13 protein-coding genes are annotated in these 19314 nt (G+C 41.4%); 4 read left to right on the top strand and 9 right to left on the bottom strand.

Translation table 11 applies throughout. From position 1 onward, the window contains the following. Positions 1–190: 190 nt before the first annotated feature. The 6 genes from B3B27_RS10665 to B3B27_RS10640 all read right to left on the bottom strand — a co-directional run bounded on the left by B3B27_RS10665 (position 191) and on the right by B3B27_RS10640 (position 11459). Positions 191–1477: a tetratricopeptide repeat protein gene (locus B3B27_RS10665; protein WP_286845841.1), complete on the bottom strand. Its 1287-nt coding sequence runs from the start codon at positions 1475–1477 to the stop codon at positions 191–193. Between the two features lie 100 nt (positions 1478–1577). Then, entirely contained in the window at positions 1578–4118 is a 2541-nt protein-coding gene (gene gyrA, locus B3B27_RS10660) for a DNA gyrase subunit A (RefSeq protein ID WP_238866682.1), read from the bottom strand. A gap of 183 nt (positions 4119–4301) precedes the next feature. Further along, on the bottom strand, positions 4302–7613 hold the full coding sequence (secA, locus tag B3B27_RS10655; protein ID WP_238866684.1) for a preprotein translocase subunit SecA: 3312 nt from the start codon (positions 7611–7613) through the stop codon (positions 4302–4304). Between the two features lie 151 nt (positions 7614–7764). Continuing rightward, entirely contained in the window at positions 7765–9348 is a 1584-nt protein-coding gene (locus B3B27_RS10650; RefSeq protein WP_238866686.1) for an alkaline phosphatase family protein, read from the bottom strand. A gap of 26 nt (positions 9349–9374) precedes the next feature. Further along, entirely contained in the window at positions 9375–10631 is a 1257-nt protein-coding gene (locus B3B27_RS10645; RefSeq protein ID WP_238866687.1) for a DUF4105 domain-containing protein, read from the bottom strand. 570 nt (positions 10632–11201) lie between these two features. After that, complete coding sequence (locus B3B27_RS10640; protein WP_238866690.1) at positions 11202–11459, bottom strand: type B 50S ribosomal protein L31; 258 nt, start codon at positions 11457–11459, stop codon at positions 11202–11204. 180 nt (positions 11460–11639) lie between these two features. Between B3B27_RS10640 and B3B27_RS10635 the strand changes: the two genes are divergently transcribed. Then, a complete protein-coding gene (locus tag B3B27_RS10635; protein WP_286847407.1) occupies positions 11640–12875 on the top strand; it encodes a CinA family nicotinamide mononucleotide deamidase-related protein in 1236 nt (411 codons plus the stop codon). A 1-nt stretch (position 12876) separates the two neighbouring features. Here B3B27_RS10635 and serS read toward each other — a convergent pair whose 3' ends face one another. The 3 genes from serS to tilS form a co-directional block, all read right to left on the bottom strand. After that, positions 12877–14148, bottom strand: a complete 1272-nt coding sequence (gene serS, locus B3B27_RS10630; RefSeq protein WP_286845366.1) for a serine--tRNA ligase — start codon at positions 14146–14148, stop codon at positions 12877–12879. A 96-nt stretch (positions 14149–14244) separates the two neighbouring features. Next, positions 14245–14382, bottom strand: a complete 138-nt coding sequence (locus tag B3B27_RS10625) for a hypothetical protein (RefSeq protein ID WP_286833294.1) — start codon at positions 14380–14382, stop codon at positions 14245–14247. 199 nt (positions 14383–14581) lie between these two features. After that, positions 14582–15898: a tRNA lysidine(34) synthetase TilS gene (tilS, locus tag B3B27_RS10620; RefSeq protein ID WP_286845843.1), complete on the bottom strand. Its 1317-nt coding sequence runs from the start codon at positions 15896–15898 to the stop codon at positions 14582–14584. 151 nt (positions 15899–16049) lie between these two features. Here tilS and pheS point away from each other — a divergent pair, with 151 nt between their 5' ends. From pheS to B3B27_RS10605, 3 genes are all read left to right on the top strand, one after another. Further along, on the top strand, positions 16050–17069 hold the full coding sequence (gene pheS, locus B3B27_RS10615; RefSeq protein ID WP_286845845.1) for a phenylalanine--tRNA ligase subunit alpha: 1020 nt from the start codon (positions 16050–16052) through the stop codon (positions 17067–17069). A gap of 118 nt (positions 17070–17187) precedes the next feature. Next, on the top strand, positions 17188–18267 hold the full coding sequence (locus B3B27_RS10610) for a DUF4831 family protein (RefSeq protein ID WP_238866699.1): 1080 nt from the start codon (positions 17188–17190) through the stop codon (positions 18265–18267). Positions 18268–18365: 98 nt separating this feature from the next. After that, positions 18366–19256, top strand: a complete 891-nt coding sequence (locus B3B27_RS10605; protein ID WP_286833290.1) for a DUF3298 and DUF4163 domain-containing protein — start codon at positions 18366–18368, stop codon at positions 19254–19256. The last annotated feature ends 58 nt before the right edge of the window (positions 19257–19314 follow it).

Below are 19314 nucleotides of genomic sequence, written 5' to 3'. Positions count from 1 at the left end.
TACGACGATAAAAAGTCTTGTTTCCTTCAAAATTTCTGATTAAACATTTTTTGTGCATTTTAAATTGGCAATTACAAGTAGTGACTAAAACGAGAGCAGGAAGAAAACCACTTGGTTTTCTTCCTGCTCTTAATAATGTTAAATGTTATTTGAAAGGTACCTCAAAAAAATTGATTATGAATATTTTGAATCAATTTGAACCATTATTGAGATTCAATTGACTTTCTATGACTTTCAATTCTGCTGATTTATCAACACCCATTACGCTTAAATTATAATAGACATTTCTAAGTAACAAAAGAATTCCATTGACTTCACTATCAGTAGCATTCCTTTCTTTTAATAGTCCATCTAATTTTTCCAGCAGAGGAAGTGATTTTTGATACAACTCAACAGTTATTTTATCGTTTTCTACTTGTTGTTGCCTATTTGTCAACATTGCTGTTTTCTCCTTGATGTCCTGTGCCTGGAGAATATAATTTCTGGCAAGATTTTCAAGGGCTCTTTCGCAATTGGGATCCTGAGCAAGAGCTTTGTTGTATTCAACCTCTGCTCCGTCGTAATTACCCTTTTCAGCCAATAAAGCACCTTTCACACTATTCAGGTCGCATGCGTTAGACGGATCGTTTTTGATAGCCTGGTCCAGGTATTGCATAGCTTTTTCAGAGTCACCCTGGCGAATAAATATATTTACCAGGTTTGGAACAAAATATTTACTCTTGGGGAATTTTTCAGCTCCATCATACAGGGCTTTAATGTAACTAACCGAATCTCCAATATTTAAATATTCGCTAGCCATCAATTCATATATGTCACTTTCCTTATAAGCACTGTTTTCAATGAAAGGCTCCTTGGCTGCACGTTCCAGCATAGCCAATGCTCTTTTGTGATCTTCTGCCTGTATAGCCGTGATTATTGCATAGTATTTGATTGTCTGGTAGGTGCTGTCGAGCACAAATGCATCTTTCTGATCTTCATACATTGGTAATGTTGGAATGTCCCAATATATCTGGAAAAAATCGGTTGATTTCTTGTAATCCTTTTGCTCGTTGTAAAATACACCTCCATTGATATAAAACTGATGGTTGGCACGAAGAATTCCGGCAATATCTTTGCGGTATTTATTCTTGACTTTGCCTTTATTATCCGGGAGTTGTCCCAGGGAATCAGCCTTCAAATAAGGCTTATATGACTCCAATAATCCATCGTACATCACCTTATCATTAGATTTCTGACCCAGCATTGTTTTGGTTCTTTCGTTATCGAAAGCTTTGTTGCCTATGTCGCCCATTATCTTCCACGTCTCTGCATCAAGGGCAGTTTCGTCGTTTGTTGACGCCTGTTTGATCAATGTCCTTGCCTCATTCAGATCGTCGCGGCCTAATGCTCTCTTTGCATCTTTAAGTGCCGATTTCTGAGCAAAAATGCCACCTGCAGAAAAAACGGCTACCACTGTTAGGAATAGGATCTTTCTCATTTCATTCATATTTTTTGTGATTAAACTAAATTCTTTATCAGATTTTGATTGTTTTATCTTTTTTGACTAAAATGTACCAAAAAGTTTAAATTGGATTATATTATTCTACACTGTCCGATTCCTGCAGATCATCATCAGGCTCCGTAGATTTATTGTTTATCTCATCATCTGAATCTTCAGAGTTTACCTTACAAACCGAAGCAATCTGATCATTTCTTTTATCCAAATTAATAAGGCGCACACCCTGTGTAGCTCTTCCCATTGTGCGAATATCGGAAATTTTCAGACGTATCGTTATGCCTGATTTGTTAATTATCATTAAATCATTTTCATCGGTCACACTCTTGATTGCCACCAGTTTACCTGTTTTATCTGTAATGTTCAGTGTTTTAACACCTTTACCTCCTCTGCGTGTGATACGATATACAGGTTCACCATCCTCGTCATTGAGGTAAGTTCTCTTTCCATATCCCTGTTCCGATACCACAAGAATGGTATTTTCGGAATCGGGAGCCATACAGATCATTCCAATCACACAGTCTTCCCCATCTTCATCAAGAGTCATACCTCTGACTCCCGTCGCAGTACGTCCCATCGGCCTTACATCATCTTCACTGAAGCGGATGGCCCGACCATTCCTGTTTGCCAGGATCACGTGTTTGCTGCCGTCGGTCAAACGAACAGATATAACCTGATCGTCATCCCTTATGGTTATAGCGTTTACACCATTCTGTCTGGGACGGGAATAGGCTTCTAACAGAGTCTTTTTAACCACACCCTGCTGGGTGCAGAATATAAGATAATGTGAATTGATGTAATCTTCATCCGAAAGGGTCTCCACACGAACAAATGCGGTAACTGTGTCATCAGAATCGATATTCAGCAAGTTTTGAATTGCCCGTCCCTTAGAAATTTTGGTACCTTCGGGAATTTCAAATACACGCAACCAGTAACATTTCCCTTTCTGTGTAAAAAAGAGCATATAGTTGTGATTGGTAGCCGGATAGATATATTCCACGAAATCCTCTTCCCTGGTATCGGACCCCCTGGCCCCTACTCCACCCCTGTTTTGAGTATGGAAATCTGTAAGAGGAGTACGTTTGATGTATCCCATATGCGAGATAGTAATCACCATCTCTTCGTCTGCATAGAAATCCTCAGGGTTCATCTCTTCCGATGCAAAGATAATCTCTGAACGGCGTTCATCACCATATTTATTTCGGATCTCTATCAGTTCATCCTTGATAACCTGCATACAAAGCTCCTCATTGCTCAGTATCTCATTCAGATAGGTGATCAGTTTCTGTATCTCATTATATTCGGCATGCAGCTTATCCTGTTCCAGCCCGGTTAGCTGTCTTAAACGCATTTCCACGATGGCACGGGACTGAATCTCACTAAGTTCAAATCGCTCCATCAATCGCTGAATGGCTTCCTGCGGAGTGGAAGAACTCCGGATGATGGCAATAACCTCGTCAATATTGTCTGAGGCGATAATCAATCCTTCAAGAATATGAGCCCTCTCCTCAGCTTTGCGCAGATCATACTTGGTACGCCTGATCACCACCTCGTGACGATGTTCCACAAAGAGTTCAATCATCCGTTTAAGTGATAGTAGTTCGGGGCGTCCATTTACCAGCGCTATATTATTTACACTGAAAGAGGACTGGAGTGCAGTCATTTTATATAACTTGTTAAGCACTACATTGGCGTTACCGTCTCTTTTTATATCTACCACTATGCGCATACCGTCCCTGTCGGACTCATCATTGATATTGGAAATGCCATCAATTTTCTTGTCTGACACCAGATCGGCAATATTCCTTATCAGGTCGGCTTTATTCACCAGATAGGGTATTTCGTATATGATGATTCTATCGTGTGTCTTACCCGATTCAATCTCGGCTTTACCACGCATAACGATGCGCCCCCTGCCAGTTTCAAAAGCCTCCTCAACACCTTTGTATCCGTAAATATAGGCTCCGGTAGGAAAATCGGGAGCTTTAATATAATGCATCAATCCTTTGGTATCGATATCATTGTCGTCGATATATGCAATTATACCGTTTATACACTCCGTTAGGTTGTGAGGTGCAATATTGGTTGCCATACCCACGGCAATACCTGATGAACCGTTAATTAGAAGGTTGGGGATTCGTGTGGGGAGAACAGTAGGTTCCAGTAATGTATCGTCAAAGTTAAGTTTAAAATCGACAGTCTCCTTGTCGATATCCCTTAGCATCTCTTCAGCCAGCTTATTAAGCCGTGCCTCGGTGTAACGCATGGCAGCGGGGCTGTCTCCGTCAACACTTCCCATGTTTCCCTGTCCATCCACCAGGGTGTAGCGCATGCTCCAATCCTGAGCCAGGCGCACCATGGCGTTATACACTGATGAGTCGCCATGGGGATGGAATTTACCCAGAACTTCGCCGACAATCCTCGCGGATTTTTTATGTGGCTTATCTGATGTGTTTCCAAGTTCAGACATACCGTAAAGGATACGCCTGTGGACCGGTTTGAATCCGTCACGCACATCGGGAAGAGCACGTGAAACGATCACTGACATCGAATAATCGATGTATGACGATTTCATTTCATCTTCGATATTAATCTTGATGATTCTGTCTTGCTGATCAATCATATTAAAAAGTGATTTTTCTCTTCAAAAAATATTCTCTATGTAGTTTATTTACAGGTAAATAATGTTTTATTATTACTCACATTTTGACTACACTAAGGTACTGCTTTTCTTTGAATTTCACAAAAAAACAGGGAGATAATTTCTCCCTGTCTAAATGTTTTAAAGGCTTTGCATTCAGTCCTCTTATCTGCCGTGGCAGTTTTTGTATTTCTTGCCGCTGCCACATGGACAGAGATCGTTACGGCCGACTTTTTTTTCTACCCTGATAGGTTCGAGTTTCTGCTTGCGCTGCTGTTGCGGTGAACCGTTGCCATTGCCATCTCCATCCCCGCCAGGTATTCCTCTTCCTGATTCATCCTTCTGCGTGCGGTATTTGCTGTAATCGGTTTTCTGTTCGGGAGCAGCCCTTCTTACACTTCCTGGATCCTGTATTGGAATCTGCCCGCGCATTAGAATAGAGACCGCCTTGGAGTTGATATCGTTTACCATTGAATTAAAGAGGTTGAACGATTCCAGTTTGTAGATCAACAGCGGGTCTTTCTGTTCGTAACTTGCATTTTGTACGGAGTGGCGCAGTTCGTCCATCTCGCGGAGGTGCTCCTTCCAGTCTTCATCGATAGTAAGAAGCAATATCGATTTTTCAAACGCTTTTACAAGTGCCTTCGAACCCGATTCATAGGCCTCCTTCAAATTGCATCCGATATTATATACTCTTTTGCCGTCGGTTATAGGAATCAGAATATTCTCATACATTGCACCTTGATTTTCATAAACCTGCTTTATAACAGGCTGAGCAATCTCGGCAAGCCGTTCCGTTTTGCGCTTGAATGTTTCAAAAGCTTTGTCTGTTACCGCTTCCAGAATTTCATCGTCCTTCATCTTTTTCATATCTTCCTCTTTGAAAGGAATTTCGAGTGCCATTACACGAAGAAGGTCGAGCTTCATATTAGTGTAATCATCTTCATTTAGCTCAACAATATTTCTGGCAGTATCAGAAATCATGTTGGCCACGTCATTATCGATACGTTCACCCATAAGAGCGTGACGGCGGCGTTTGTAGATAACCTCGCGCTGCGAATTCATAACATCGTCATATTCGAGCAAACGCTTGCGAATTCCGAAGTTATTCTCTTCAACCTTTTTCTGAGCACGCTCTACCGATTTGCTCAACATACTGTGTTCCAGAACATCCCCCTCTTTGAACCCCATTCGGTCCATCAGTCCTGCAATTTTTTCGGTAGCGAACAAGCGCATCAGGTCATCTTCAAGAGATACGAAGAATACTGATGATCCCGGGTCTCCCTGACGTCCGGCGCGCCCTCGCAACTGCCGGTCTACACGTCGCGACTCATGCCGTTCCGTACCAATTATAGCCAAACCTCCTGCATCTCTTACAGCAGGTGTCAGCTTGATATCGGTACCACGCCCGGCCATGTTGGTAGCAATAGTTACCACTCCACTCTGGCCGGCATTGGCCACAATTTCGGCTTCTCGCTGGTGAAGCTTGGCATTCAGCACATTATGTTTGATCTTGCGTAGTGTGAGCATTCGGCTTAGCAGCTCGGAGATCTCCACTGATGTAGTACCCACCAGTACCGGGCGTCCTTTTGAGATAAGGCTTTCTATCTCTTCTATAACAGCGGTATATTTTTCGCGTTTTGTCTTATATATGCGATCGTTCTGATCGTCACGAACAATAGGTTTGTTGGTAGGTATCACCACCACATCAAGTTTGTAGATATCCCAGAACTCGCCTGCTTCGGTCTCAGCTGTTCCAGTCATACCTGCAAGCTTACTATACATCCTGAAAAAATTCTGCAGTGTAATGGTCGCAAAAGTCTGTGTGGCCGCCTCCACCTTCACCCTCTCTTTTGCCTCAATAGCCTGATGCAGGCCGTCGGAGTAACGGCGTCCCTCCATCACGCGTCCGGTCTGCTCATCCACTATCTTAACTTTGTTGTCGATCACCACATACTCATCGTCACGATCGAACAGTGTATAAGCCTTCAATAACTGGTTAACAGTATGTACGCGTTCCGACTTAATGGCGTAGTTCTGGAGAAGTTCGTCCTTTTTGGCTGCTTTCTCTTCATCGTTTAGCGATGCATTTTCCAGATCAGACAGCTGAGACGCAATATCGGGCAGGATAAAGAAATGCGGATCGTCAGATTTCCCGGTCAGCATATCTATACCTTTATCTGTCAGCTCAATACTGTTCATTTTCTCATCAATAACAAAATAAAGCGGATCAGTAACGATATGCATATTACGCATCTGTTCCTGCATGTAGAATGCTTCGGTTTTAAGCATTGCAGCTTTTACTCCCTGTTCACTGAGATACTTGATAAGAGGTTTGTATTTAGGCATCCCTTTATATGAACGGAAAAGCAGAAGAGTCCCTTCCTCCTGTTCCTTCTGATCAGATGATGCCATCAATGTTTTGGCTTCGGCAAGCAGGCGTGTTGTAAGCTCCCGTTGTGCTTTCACAATCAATTCAACACGCGGGCGAAACTGATCAAAAAGCTGATCATCACCTTTGGGGACAGGTCCGGAAATGATTAACGGTGTACGGGCGTCATCAATCAGCACCGAGTCAACCTCGTCCACTATCGCGTAGTTGTGTTTGCGCTGTACAAGGTCCTTCGGAGAGATAGCCATATTGTCGCGAAGATAATCGAACCCGAACTCGTTGTTTGTACCGAATGTGACATCTGCCTCGTAAGCTTTGCGCCGAGCGTCGGAATTGGGTTCATGCTTGTCGATGCAATCAACAGACAACCCGTGGAACATGTACATTGGCCCCATCCATTCAGAGTCACGCTTGGAGAGATAGTCGTTCACGGTAACCACATGTACCCCCTCATGGGTTAATGCGTTAAGAAATACCGGAAGAGTAGCCACTAGCGTTTTACCTTCTCCCGTTGCCATCTCTGCAATTTTCCCCTGGTGAAGTACTACACCTCCAAAAAGCTGCACATCGTAGTGAATCATGTCCCAGGTGATCTCGTTTCCACCGGCAATCCAGTGATTCTGATAAATAGCCTTATCACCTTCAACACGTACAAAGTCGTGTGCAGCAGCCAGGTCACGGTCGAAATCGGTAGCAGTAACCACTATCTCCCCGTTCTGTGTAAAACGGCGGGCTGTATCTTTCATGACAGAGAAGGCCAAAGGCAATACTTCACTTAAGATCTTTTCATATTTCTCAGTGATCTCCTTTTCCAACTTGTCTATCTGGTTCCAGACAGCTTCACGTTCATCCAGCTCTATCTCTTCCATGCCGGCTTTCAGGTTATCTATCTGGGCTTTCTCTTCGGAAACATATTCTTGAATACGTTTCTCCAGCTCTTTGGTCTTTGCACGAAGTTCATCGTTAGAGAGGCTCTCTACTTCTAAATAGGCTTCTTTAATTTTTGTTACAACCGGATTGATTTCGTTCAGGTCGCGTTGTGCTTTATTACCAAATATTTTTGATATAATATCGTTGAATCCCATAGTTTTATTATTGTGAGGCAGGGCCGTTTTATTTTATATGTAATGGTTGTTGGTTTTTGTCTCCTGTATCTTTTCCTTTTACTAAATACTGAAAACCTATATCTGCCCTGGACTCCTGTTATATTTTCATTAACTTTTAAAGCTGTGCTTTCTAAAATAACTCTTCCAAAATTTCACCTTTTGCAGCGTTGGGAGCGCGGATTCGTAACCTGTATGCCACGCTGGGTGCAATCTCAGTCGCTTCTATAGTTCTATTAATCCTTTGTGGTTTGATGTCGCTCCCGAAAAAAATTACCGGAGATATTACGGCATTATTTCGCACTCGCTCTTTAATTGGTTTTTGAGGCTCAATAACCCTCCATCCGGACTGCAATTCAATGAACAGATCCCCGGAAATGCCATTGTAGTATCCATTCCTGTGATACTGCACATTTTGATTATATGCTCCATGCAACATCTGATATGAAGTAATCACATCCTGAACTCCAGCCGATTGCACTAAAAATTCAGCTGCTTTCTGCTGAAACTCCCTCAAGTCGATCTTCTTGTCTTCAATCAGTTTTCTATCGAAGAACAGTTCTCTGTTATAATATTTTTTAATCCACTGTTCCCTTCCATACAACGCCATCAGGTACATATTAAGAAGTGCCACGCTTCTATCGGGATAAAAATCCCCCCCGGATGTAACCACGCCTTCTGGTATTATCTCCTGTTCATTGAAATATCCGGTAGACACCACAAAGACCAGAGTGTTTTTAAGTCCCACGGAGGAATCGATGGCTTCAAGCAGCCTTTCCAGCTCTTGGTCGAGGCGGTGATAGGTATCCTGCAGTTCGATTGAGTAATTTTTATCAAGTGAATTTTCATAGTTACCAGCGTAAAAGGTAACAGCCAGAAAGTCCGGATTCATTCTCTTGCCCAGAGATCCTGACTCAATCACTTTTATTGCCATATCGTTCACTTCCCTGTTTACGTATGGCGACTGCTTAAACAGGCGTATATTATCTTTTTTATCGACTCCGAAATAGTGCTGAAAATTTGTCCTGTTTTTGGTATATGGAAATGCATTGTAATGCGAGATATCGATTGCCGGGCGCCATGTAATGCCTCCTATTGTATTGCTGAGCGACTGAGCACTTCGGTTGTGCTGATCAACGACAGGTTGCCTGTTATTGTAAAACGTGCTTGTAGCCCATTTTCCTGTAATATCCTCAATCCAGTATGCTCCATTGGCTGCATGTCCCCCCGAAGCCATTGCCTGTGAGGCATCAGGAGCAAAGGCAAAAATATCGGACTGTCCTCCTGAAGCTATTTTCAGTTCATCAGCTATTGTTGAGACCTTTATCGGAAGCGGGGACATTTTATCGGTTGTAAAATTCCCCAGATAGTTATTATCAAAAAATGATGATATTTCGCTGTTCGTCGCCGTGGAATATTTTTTTTCACCTGTTATACCGTGATTAGATGGATTGGCACCGGTATAAATTGTGGTAATGGCAGATGCTTTGTCGAGATTAGGGAAATCATAATATATATTGCTGTAAACAAGGCCATTATTCAGCAGCCTTTGAAACCCCTTGTTGCCAAATGTCTTTTTAAAAATTTCCAGGTAATCGCCACGAAGCTGGTCGATAGTTATTCCCACAACCAGTTTAGGAACATCGCCCGAAGGATTTTGTGCAAATAGTGCCGTTATTGAAAAAAAAGCTACTAAAGAAGATAATACTTTGATCATTGATGAATATTGGCCGTTTATCGTTTTTATAGTCCCCACCCCGCTTTAAGTTCCCTGCTTGATGAAAACCGCTTGTCTTTTAATATTTTTTTTCTCCGCATAAACAGATGCGTACCCGATCTGAACCACAAACTCATTGAAAATGGTATTGTTGCTACCGGTAGATGTTGCGGTATAAATAGCCACAACAAAAGAAAAACTGTTAAGAGTGCAAAGTTAATAAAATGATAGATATAAACAGTCCTGTTTGCCGATTTTGCCCAAAATAAAATGGCTGCAGCAAGAGCAAATATATTTAGCCAGACAAAATTCCAGTTAGGACTGGTAGCTGGATGTTCTGAAAAAAAGATTGTAACGCTCAGAACCAATCCACCCAATCCGGCGATACCGAAAATTGCAGTATCATAAATTTTGGGGATCTTGGTTATATTGAGCTTTGTAATCTGTATCAGACTGACTGATATGGTTAGGAAGAGAATTGCGAATGCCACTACAATCGGAGAATATAAGCTCTCTTCGCTTATTTTATTTATCTCATTATTATTATATAACAGAATTTTTGTGTTTTTCACCAAAGGATAGTCAGATGTATCGTTTTTAAGAATCAGCGCCTCCTCAAATGAGTTCTTAAGATAGGCTGGAATAAACATTTTTTCCCTAACGCCTATTGTTACATCTGCATCGCTGCCAATGATCAGGTCTATCCCGAATTTCAACCATGGGTATTTTTCCAGAGATTCATGTACCAGGTCCCTAAACGACTGGTTTTGAGATGCGGGCTGATATTTAATTTTTCCGTCAGTGAATTTTTCTACCATGTCGCGCGGACGTGTAGCACAATTATCGTAAAAATAGTTATATCGGTACCCCCTGTTTTGAGGTAGTGCATTAATGTACAGTGCATCATACAGCTGTCGCTTTTCCTCTGCAGAGAGGTTCAACTCCTGTTCAACCACCTCCTGCCCCCTGTATTCATACTCGAAAAGAAAATCCTCAAAAGTTGTAAACCCAAGTATATAATCTGTCCTGCCAAGTACAAAATTGTAAATAAAATTAGGCTGAGACGAATCAAAAAATCCATAATTGTATACAGCATTAACACCTGTGGAATCGTCACTCACCCGCAAGGCGGTATGTCCAAAAAGAGCATAAACAGCGCCATTCCACTCCGATGCTGTAAGCATGCTTATTTTCGCACTGTCAGATAATTGAACCTGGGCTTTTACAGGTAATGCAAACAAGACTGTAAGGAATGCCAGGATTGAGAATATTTTTCTGTTCATACGTAAAAAACTATTGATTTTCAATTAAGTCAGGTATTCGCCTGTTATGGCATTGCTTAAGCAAAATTAGCTTTGCTCATTCAGCTGAAAGCGAATGGTACGGACATAGTGTATGGAAGTTGTATATTCCTCTTACTTCAACATTGTGAGTCTTTAAAAGGAATAATTGTAAACCTTTAAACAACAAAAATAGTCAAAAATGGGCTTAATCAATGCATTTTCATGAATAATCGTTCTGCATGGAGATTTATTAACCTCTTTTCAGAAGCAATGATCTGGTATTTTTTTAAGAATAGTTGCTTATCTTTCGCCTGTTTCATCTTACTGATACCCCTTAAAAACATCAATATGTCTCAAATTTAGCTGTATGGGACAGTAATGCATGCACAACTTAGATTACTTATATGTTCGTGGTTATGAGTATTTAATATGATTTACAAAGCAATAAGCATAATTATCTGATTATATGACAATTAACTAACAGCCTGGCAAACTGTCACATAAGAATATAAACGAAAAAAGGCGACCTGTAAAGATCGCCTTTCTTTATATCATACCGCTTTACGGTTCTTATTTTTTCTTATTACGGTTTCCGTAACGGTTCATAAACTTATCTACGCGTCCGGCCGTATCTACAAGTTTTTGTTTTCCAGTATAGAATGGATGCGATGAACTGGTAATTTCAAGCTTTACCAATGGATAAGTAACACCATCTATTTCAATAGTTTCCCTTGCATTAACGGTGGAACGTGAAATAAAAACCTCATCGTTCGACATATCTTTGAAAACTACAGGGCGATAATTTCCTGGATGAATATCTTTTTTCATTATATCTTGTTTTATTATTTCAAATTCAGTCCGCAAAGATATAATATTCCATCTATAAAAAAAAATATATAACATTATTTTTTCATTTTCAGAAAGATTGTCGTTTATTTGCAATATATTTCATTGTAGTTTAATATGTACATTACCTCATGGTAAAAACAACTATAAAAACAGATAAATATGAAGGTTGAAATTATTACCATCGGAGATGAAATTCTTATCGGCCAGATCATGGATACCAACGCCGCATGGATGGGCAGGGAGCTTACCAAGCAAGGTTTTGAAATAGCTGCCATCTCTTCCGTAGGCGATCAGTACAAAGATATTACAAGGGCGATAGATATCGGTTTTGAACGTGCAGAGATACTGCTGCTCACAGGTGGTGTAGGACCAACAGCCGACGATATTACCAAGCATACACTGTGCACCTATTTCCATACAGCCCTGGTGTTTAACGATGAGGTAATGCAAAACATAGAATCCATTTTTTTAAAAAGGAATCTCCCGTTAAATCAACTCACCCGAAAACAGGCGTATGTACCTGCAAACAGCAGGGTTATAATGAACAGTGCAGGAACAGCACCAGTACTCTGGTTCGAAAAGGAGTCAAAAGTGCTTGTATCCATGCCTGGTGTTCCTTTTGAGATGAAAACAGCAATGACAGACAGTATCATTCCAATGTTACGTGAACAATTTCAGGTGAAAGAGTATCTGCGCCGTTCATATATTGTTTCGGAAATCACCGAATCGGCACTGGCTACCCGTCTTGCTGAGTTTGAGAACCGACTGTCTAAAGGCATTTCACAGGCATATCTGCCCTATGCAGGATTTATCCGGCTGCGGTTATCTGCCTGGGGCGAGGAGCATAAGCCTGAAATGAAACAGCAAGGCCGAAAACTTAAAAGGCTGCTCGGAAAGAACTTTATAGCAGAAAGCGAAAAGATGCCAGAAGAGTTGCTTGGTGATAAACTACGAAAGAAACACCTGACTGTTTCTACGGCAGAAAGCTGTACCGGTGGTTTTATTGCACACAAGATAACATTATTCCCGGGCGCTTCACTCTGTTATAAAGGAAGTATCGTCTCCTACGACATCCAGATAAAAGAAGAGATACTGAATGTAGGCTCAAAGACGATAGACGAATACGGGGTGGTAAGCCGTGAAGTGGTGGAGCTAATGGCATTGAATGTAGCGGGACTGATGAAAACCAGCTGTAGTATCGCTGTTTCGGGTGTCATGGGTCCCGATGGCGGAACCAAAGATAAACCAGTAGGGACTGTTTGGGTAGGCACCACTTACAACAGTGTGATTAACTCCTGCGAATACCATGTTGGAAACTGCCGGGAAGAAAACATTGAGCGTACGGCCAATCTGGCAATCCTCCAGCTGCTAAAGATGATTGAGAGGAAAAAGTAAATTACCTTATCATATCAAACCCACAGTATGGGACCAATACCTCTGGTATGCGTATTCCATCGGGTGTCTGGTTGTTTTCGAGCAATGCAGCCACTATGCGGGGAAGAGCAAGGGCGCTACCGTTGAGGGTATGACAAAGTTGTGTTTTGCGGCCCTCGTCACGATAACGGCACTTAAGACGGTTTGCCTGGTAGCTTTCGAAATTAGATACAGAGCTCACCTCAAGCCATCTTTCCTGTGCGGCAGAAAAGACTTCAAAGTCGAAAGTCAATGCCGATGTAAAGCTTGTATCACCCCCGCACAGACGTAATATACGCCACGGAAGGCCCAGCTTTTCAACTAGAGTCTGTACGTAAGCTACCATTTCGTTGAGCCGCACATAAGAATTCTCCGGTTTTTCAATACATACAATCTCAACCTTGTCGAACTGATGCAAACGGTTCAGTCCGCGTACATCTTTCCCGTAAGAACCTGCCTCACGCCTGAAACAAGCAGAATATGCGGTGTTTTTTACAGGAAGGTCTTTCTCTTCAAGTATTACATCGCGGTAGATATTGGTGACTGGAACTTCGGCAGTGGGAATCAGGTAAAGGTCGTCAAGGCCAACATGATACATCTGCCCCTCTTTATCGGGCAGCTGGCCGGTTCCAAACCCTGAATCGCTGTTTACCACATATGGTGGCTGCACTTCAAGAAATCCGGCATCACGAGCAGAATCAAGAAAAAAATTTATCAGTGAACGTTGTAGTCTCGCACCCTTACCTTTATATACAGGAAATCCGGCACCGGTTATCTTTACACCAAGCTCAAAATCAATAATATCATACTTTTTAGCCAGCTCCCAGTGCGGAAGAGCACCCTGAGGCAATGTGGGCAACTCTCCTCCACTACGCTCAATAACATTATCTTCGGCTCCTTTTCCTTCGGGTACCGAGTCATGTGGCAGGTTTGGTATCGTGACCAGCAAATCAGAAATTTTCGCTTCGGTATCTTTCAACGTTACATCGAGTCCTGCGGAAGATTCTTTCAATAGTCCCACTCTATCGCGGGCAGCATTTGCCTCATCTTTTTTCCCTTCTTTTATTAACATTCCGATAGATTTGGAAATACTTCTAATCTCGCTTAAAACAGAGTCAAGCGATGTCTGGGTATTTCGTCGCAGTTCATCCAGGCTAATAATTTGATCAATAATCTCTTTTGCATCGAAGTGCTTTTTCGACAGGCGCCTTACTACCTCTTCCGGGTTCGAATTGATTGTTTTGAGTGTCAGCATAAAATATTCAGACAGTTTTTTAATATTGCAAAGGTACAAAAAATAGATGCAAGAAAACTGCCGGATTCAAAATTAATTCAGCAAATTAAACAGAATTTAAAAAAGTTGAAAGTGAAGGGTCTCACGTAATTCCCTCTCTCTTTGTTTCTTGTGCTTGTAATAACGTGATATGTAAAAAGCAACTCCTGCAAAAGCCCCCACAATCAAAATGTCTTTAAATGTACTACTTTTCATTTGTTTAATATTTTAATCTATGATTAATTCATAACGGTTTACATGTAACTAAGTTTAATTTACACCATAATTTAATTCCATTTGCATCTGCTATCATTAAGCGCGTCATGTACAACTCACTCTAATCTATCAGATGGAAAATTGTAAAAAACGCTGCGTAAGATCAAAGGAAAATTGATTTTCCACATAAAAAAAGATGTCAGCACCCCCTATATTCCACCATAAAAGCATTTATACTCCTCTCGGTGATCCTGAAACGGTTGTCGGAACGTTCACCCACAATCCATACTATATCATCGCCTGAAAGCAATACCCAAACATCCTCCTTATCCGGCAGGCTAAATTTACGATCGGTAAAATAGTCGCTCAACTTCTTTTTCCCCTTCATTCCAAAGGGAACAAACCAATCACCCTGCCTCCACCGCCTTAGCTTAAGAGGAAACTTCAGTTTGTCGGCATCGGCATAAAGATAATTGCTGCTTTTGTCTATTTCAACAGGCATGGTTTTTCTGTGGAAAGCCAGGCAGACAGGATCGGTTATCTCCTCAGTATCATCAGAGATTAAATAAGATTCCCTTCTTGCCAAACCGTCTTCAAGGGAGCCGATAAGAAAACTGTTGCGATCCTTTACCACACGGTACCCTTCACTATAAAAAACTTTCCCGGGATTACTATCCATACTCTGGAGTATATTTTCAATTACGGTTGTATTGAAACCCAGAGGAGATAATATCTCATATAATACTGATTGCGGTGATGCTGTTTGCCGAAGCTGCCTGATATCTATTTTGTTATTATTGCAGACACTCTTAATTATTTTATGGATGTATTCGGAATACACTTTCTCTGCTTCCGAGATATTCCGGGAGGTACGGTTGATTGCTTCACAAACGGAAGGATTCAACTCTTTCAGTAGCGGAATAATATTTATCCTGATATAATTGCGCAAATAGAAATCTTCATTGTTGGTACTGTCGGTTACATAGGGTATGCCACGATTTGTTATATACTCTTCAATCTCTGCACGTGTAACACACAGCAGAGGGCGTACCACGTTTTTATTCTTTGAAGCAATGCCGGTCAGCCCTCTTACGCCGGAGCCACGGATAAGGTTCAACAGAACCGTCTCTACAGAGTCGTCCTTATGGTGAGCAACGGCAACAGCATAAGCGCCGTACTGTTTTCTGACTTTCTCAAACCAGCTGTAACGCAATTCACGTGCAGCCATTTCAATGGAGATCTTTTTGGCGGCAGCATAATGCGCTGTATCGAAGTCGACAGATGTAAAATGGATATCAGAATCACTGCACCATTTTTTTACAAAAGCGGCATCCCGGTCCGACTCATCACCCCTGAGATGGAAATTGCAATGGGCAGCTACGCAATTATACCCCAAAAGAGTGAGAATATCAAGCAGAGCCATAGAATCCATTCCTCCACTGAGTCCGACAACGACGCGGGCCCATGGAGAGAGTAATTTTTCATTATCTATATATCTGCGAACTGTTATAACCATTTTTCTGTAAACCTCTTTATTTAAACAAAAGTACAAATTTAACCTTTACTCTATGCCCTCTTCGGATAAATCTTTTACATAAAACAGGTATAAATAGCAATAAAAAGTGTATTTTTGTGCTACTAAATGATTTATAAGATTCAACAAGATAATGATAGAGAAAATTAAGACTCTCCTTTCTGAAATTGAGCAATTAAAGGCTTCTGACGCCAACGAGCTGGAAGCTGCACGCATAAGGTACCTTAGTAAAAAAGGTATTATCTCAACTCTTATGGACGATTTCCGTTCAGTACCGGCCGATCAGAAGCGTGAAATGGGCATGCGCCTTAACGAATTAAAACAGAAAGCAACCGAAAAAATTCAATCATTAAAAGAGCAGTTCGAAACTGCCGGATCTACCAATGCCTGCATAGATCTTTCACGAACAGCTTATCCTGTTCCCTTGGGAACCCGGCACCCGATATCAATCGTAAAAGAGGAGATAAACGACATCTTCAAAAGGCTCGGATTCTCAATAGCCGAAGGGCCTGAGGTGGAAGACGACTGGCATGTGTTTTCATCTCTGAACTTTGCAGATGATCATCCCGCACGTGATATGCAGGACACATTTTTTGTACAGAATGATCCACAGATAGTGTTGCGTACGCATACATCTTCTGTACAGACACGCGTTATGGAAAAAGCGCAACCGCCAATCCGCATCATCTGTCCAGGACGTGTTTACAGAAACGAAGCTATCTCTTACCGTGCCCACTGCTTTTTCCACCAGGTGGAGGCTCTCTATGTAGATAAAGATGTTTCATTTGCCGATTTAAAACAAGTGCTTCTTTTCTTTTCCAAAGAGATGTTTGGTGAAGATACCAGAATAAGGCTACGCCCTTCATACTTTCCTTTTACCGAGCCCAGTGCCGAGATGGATATATCGTGCAACATATGTGGAGGAAAAGGGTGCCCGTTCTGTAAACATACGGGATGGGTTGAGATTCTCGGATGCGGGATGGTAGATCCCAACGTGCTTGATAATTGTGGTATCGACAGCAAAATCTACTCCGGATATGCTCTTGGAATGGGTATTGAGCGCATAACGAACCTCAAATACCAGGTTAAAGATCTTAGAATGTTCTCTGAGAACGACGTGCGTTTTCTTGAACAGTTTCAGCCAGCTCACTGAAAAGTGAATTTAACTAACAACTGAATTTTTGCGATAAGAGAGCAAAAAAACTTGTTTAAACTTTTCCGATTATAGCAAATTTGTTAATCTAAAAAGTAAATTTGAAAACAACTGACAAATGATGAGAGTAAAATATTTTATCCTTCCTGTTTTGATTCTGGCGTTTTCAAGTGCAAACGCTCAGAAAACGATACGGGTAAACGCTATAAAGGCCAATAACTACGGAGTAATCTATTCACTTCCCAAAACATCGTTCGAGATTACATTGCTGGTGAAGAAGACTACCTCGCAGCGGGGTGAATTCTACCCATACGCTCAGCGTTACCTGGGTGCGGAAAAGCCACTGACCGAAAACAGCGTTACATACACGCTTGAAAATATTTCAGTAACAAACAGAGGTATACCAGACAAAACTAACTCGTTTATGGTGGAGTTCCGGGCAAAAACTTCTGAACCTTTTGTCTATCTGAGGGAAGATGGTGTAATTGTGACCGTTAATTCCGACCCTGAGCCTGTTTCCATACAGGTGATAGAGATTCCGGAAGGTGAAACAGTAATCGTGAACCCACGAAGATTCCTTTCACAGGAGACGTTGATGGCAGGCTCCACTGCAAGGCAGGCAGAGCTTGTGGCAAGACAGATTTTCGATCTGCGCCGAAGCAGGACCGATATACTTACCGGCGAGGCGGAAAATATGCCACCCGACGGTAATGCCTATAAAATGGTGATGGACGAGATAGACATGCAGGAAAAAGCATTGACACAGCTTTTTACAGGAACTGTAAACACCGAATTCTTTACAAAAAGTTACACTATTGTTCCTGAAGAGAAGAATATTGACAGGATGGTGATTACCCGTTTTTCAGAAAAACTGGGACCTATTGATGCCGGCAACCTCGCCGGGGAACCTGTTTTCCTGTCGTTAAAAAACAAAACACCGAAGGTGGATATGCAGCTTTCCGAACGCGAACGTCAACGTCTTGAGAGTAAACTAAGCGAAGGATTAGTCTATAATGTTCCGGGCAAGGCCGATCTAACCATTGAGTTCAGAAACAGAATACTCAAAAACGCTGAGGTAGACGTTGTGCAATACGGATCTCAGGATGTGCTCACAAAAAAGATGTTTGAAAATATGAAACAACCGGTCAAAGTGTTGTTTTATCCCGAATTGGGGGCAATAAAACAAATTATCCAGTAAAAAAAACAAACATCATACCCTATACCGTGGGAACTTCAGCCTTTATTGCAGACAGCTGTTGATTTTCAGGTTTCAGGCTTATTTTAAAAATTATCGTTATGAAACGGGCATGTAAACTATTTGCAAATAAGAATATGATTAAGAGCTTCTTCACGGCCATTTCCATTCTCATTGGACTGGGAACACTGACCTCGTGTTTTGATAAGAGAAGTGGAAAATCGGCAAAGATTGAGTACGACAGTATTGTTGTAAGGCAAAATATTCCTCTTTTAAATGATAACGATACTACCCTTCCATATGCCGATGTAAAGGTCTCTTTTACCTATCCTTCAAAATTCAGAGATGCAGAGAGCCTGACAAGGTTACAGCAAATTTTTCAGGGTACTTTTTTCGGTGGAATAGAATATGACAGCCTCACTCCTAAAGAGGCTATGAAGAGGTATATAGACGATTATACGGCCAGATATAAAGCTCTTTCCAACATCTATTACGAAGATAAGGCTCGCCTTGAAGGAAAAATGCCTGTATGGTACTGGTATATGATGTATAACAGCAACAGGATCCTGTTTCAGAATGATGCGTTGTTGAGCTATGCGGTTGAGTATAGTGATTACGAGGGCGGAGCCCACGGTTCATACCGTATTCTATACACTAATATAGATCTTAACGAACTTGTCACGCTGTCTGAAGAAGATTTGTTTGTCCCCGATTATTACAAATCACTTACAGATAAAATACTTAGTTGTTTAATGATCCAAAACAACGTTGATGTACCTGATTCACTTCTGATGAAAGGGTTCTTCACCATTGAGGATATTGTACCCAACAACAACTTCTGGCTCGATGAAATAGGGATTCATTACTCTTATAACCAGTATGAGATTGCTCCATATTCAATGGGAGTAATTGATGTAACCGTACCCTATTCTGATATTTCGGATATTTTGTTGCCCGATGGCATTATTTCACGGCATTTCATGAAAAATTAAATTCAGGCTGTTTTTTAAAGTAAAGCTTCATTTATAATACTGACAGTCAATAATTTAT

The organism is Proteiniphilum sp. UBA5463, assembly GCF_002427225.1.
GTDB classification, from domain to species: Bacteria; Bacteroidota; Bacteroidia; order Bacteroidales; family Dysgonomonadaceae; genus Proteiniphilum; species Proteiniphilum propionicum.
This window is presented reverse-complemented; position numbering and strand designations above follow the sequence as displayed.

Coding starts and splice junctions, on each gene's coding strand:
- B3B27_RS10665 (WP_286845841.1), bottom strand. CDS start 1,477: ATGAGAAAGATCCTATTCCTAACAGTGGTAGCCGTTTTTTCTGCAGGT.
- gyrA (WP_238866682.1), bottom strand. CDS start 4,118: ATGATTGATCAGCAAGACAGAATCATCAAGATTAATATCGAAGATGAA.
- secA (WP_238866684.1), bottom strand. CDS start 7,613: ATGGGATTCAACGATATTATATCAAAAATATTTGGTAATAAAGCACAA.
- B3B27_RS10650 (WP_238866686.1), bottom strand. CDS start 9,348: ATGATCAAAGTATTATCTTCTTTAGTAGCTTTTTTTTCAATAACGGCA.
- B3B27_RS10645 (WP_238866687.1), bottom strand. CDS start 10,631: ATGAACAGAAAAATATTCTCAATCCTGGCATTCCTTACAGTCTTGTTT.
- B3B27_RS10640 (WP_238866690.1), bottom strand. CDS start 11,459: ATGAAAAAAGATATTCATCCAGGAAATTATCGCCCTGTAGTTTTCAAA.
- B3B27_RS10635 (WP_286847407.1), top strand. CDS start 11,640: ATGAAGGTTGAAATTATTACCATCGGAGATGAAATTCTTATCGGCCAG.
- serS (WP_286845366.1), bottom strand. CDS start 14,148: ATGCTGACACTCAAAACAATCAATTCGAACCCGGAAGAGGTAGTAAGG.
- B3B27_RS10625 (WP_286833294.1), bottom strand. CDS start 14,382: ATGAAAAGTAGTACATTTAAAGACATTTTGATTGTGGGGGCTTTTGCA.
- tilS (WP_286845843.1), bottom strand. CDS start 15,898: ATGGTTATAACAGTTCGCAGATATATAGATAATGAAAAATTACTCTCT.
- pheS (WP_286845845.1), top strand. CDS start 16,050: ATGATAGAGAAAATTAAGACTCTCCTTTCTGAAATTGAGCAATTAAAG.
- B3B27_RS10610 (WP_238866699.1), top strand. CDS start 17,188: ATGATGAGAGTAAAATATTTTATCCTTCCTGTTTTGATTCTGGCGTTT.
- B3B27_RS10605 (WP_286833290.1), top strand. CDS start 18,366: ATGAAACGGGCATGTAAACTATTTGCAAATAAGAATATGATTAAGAGC.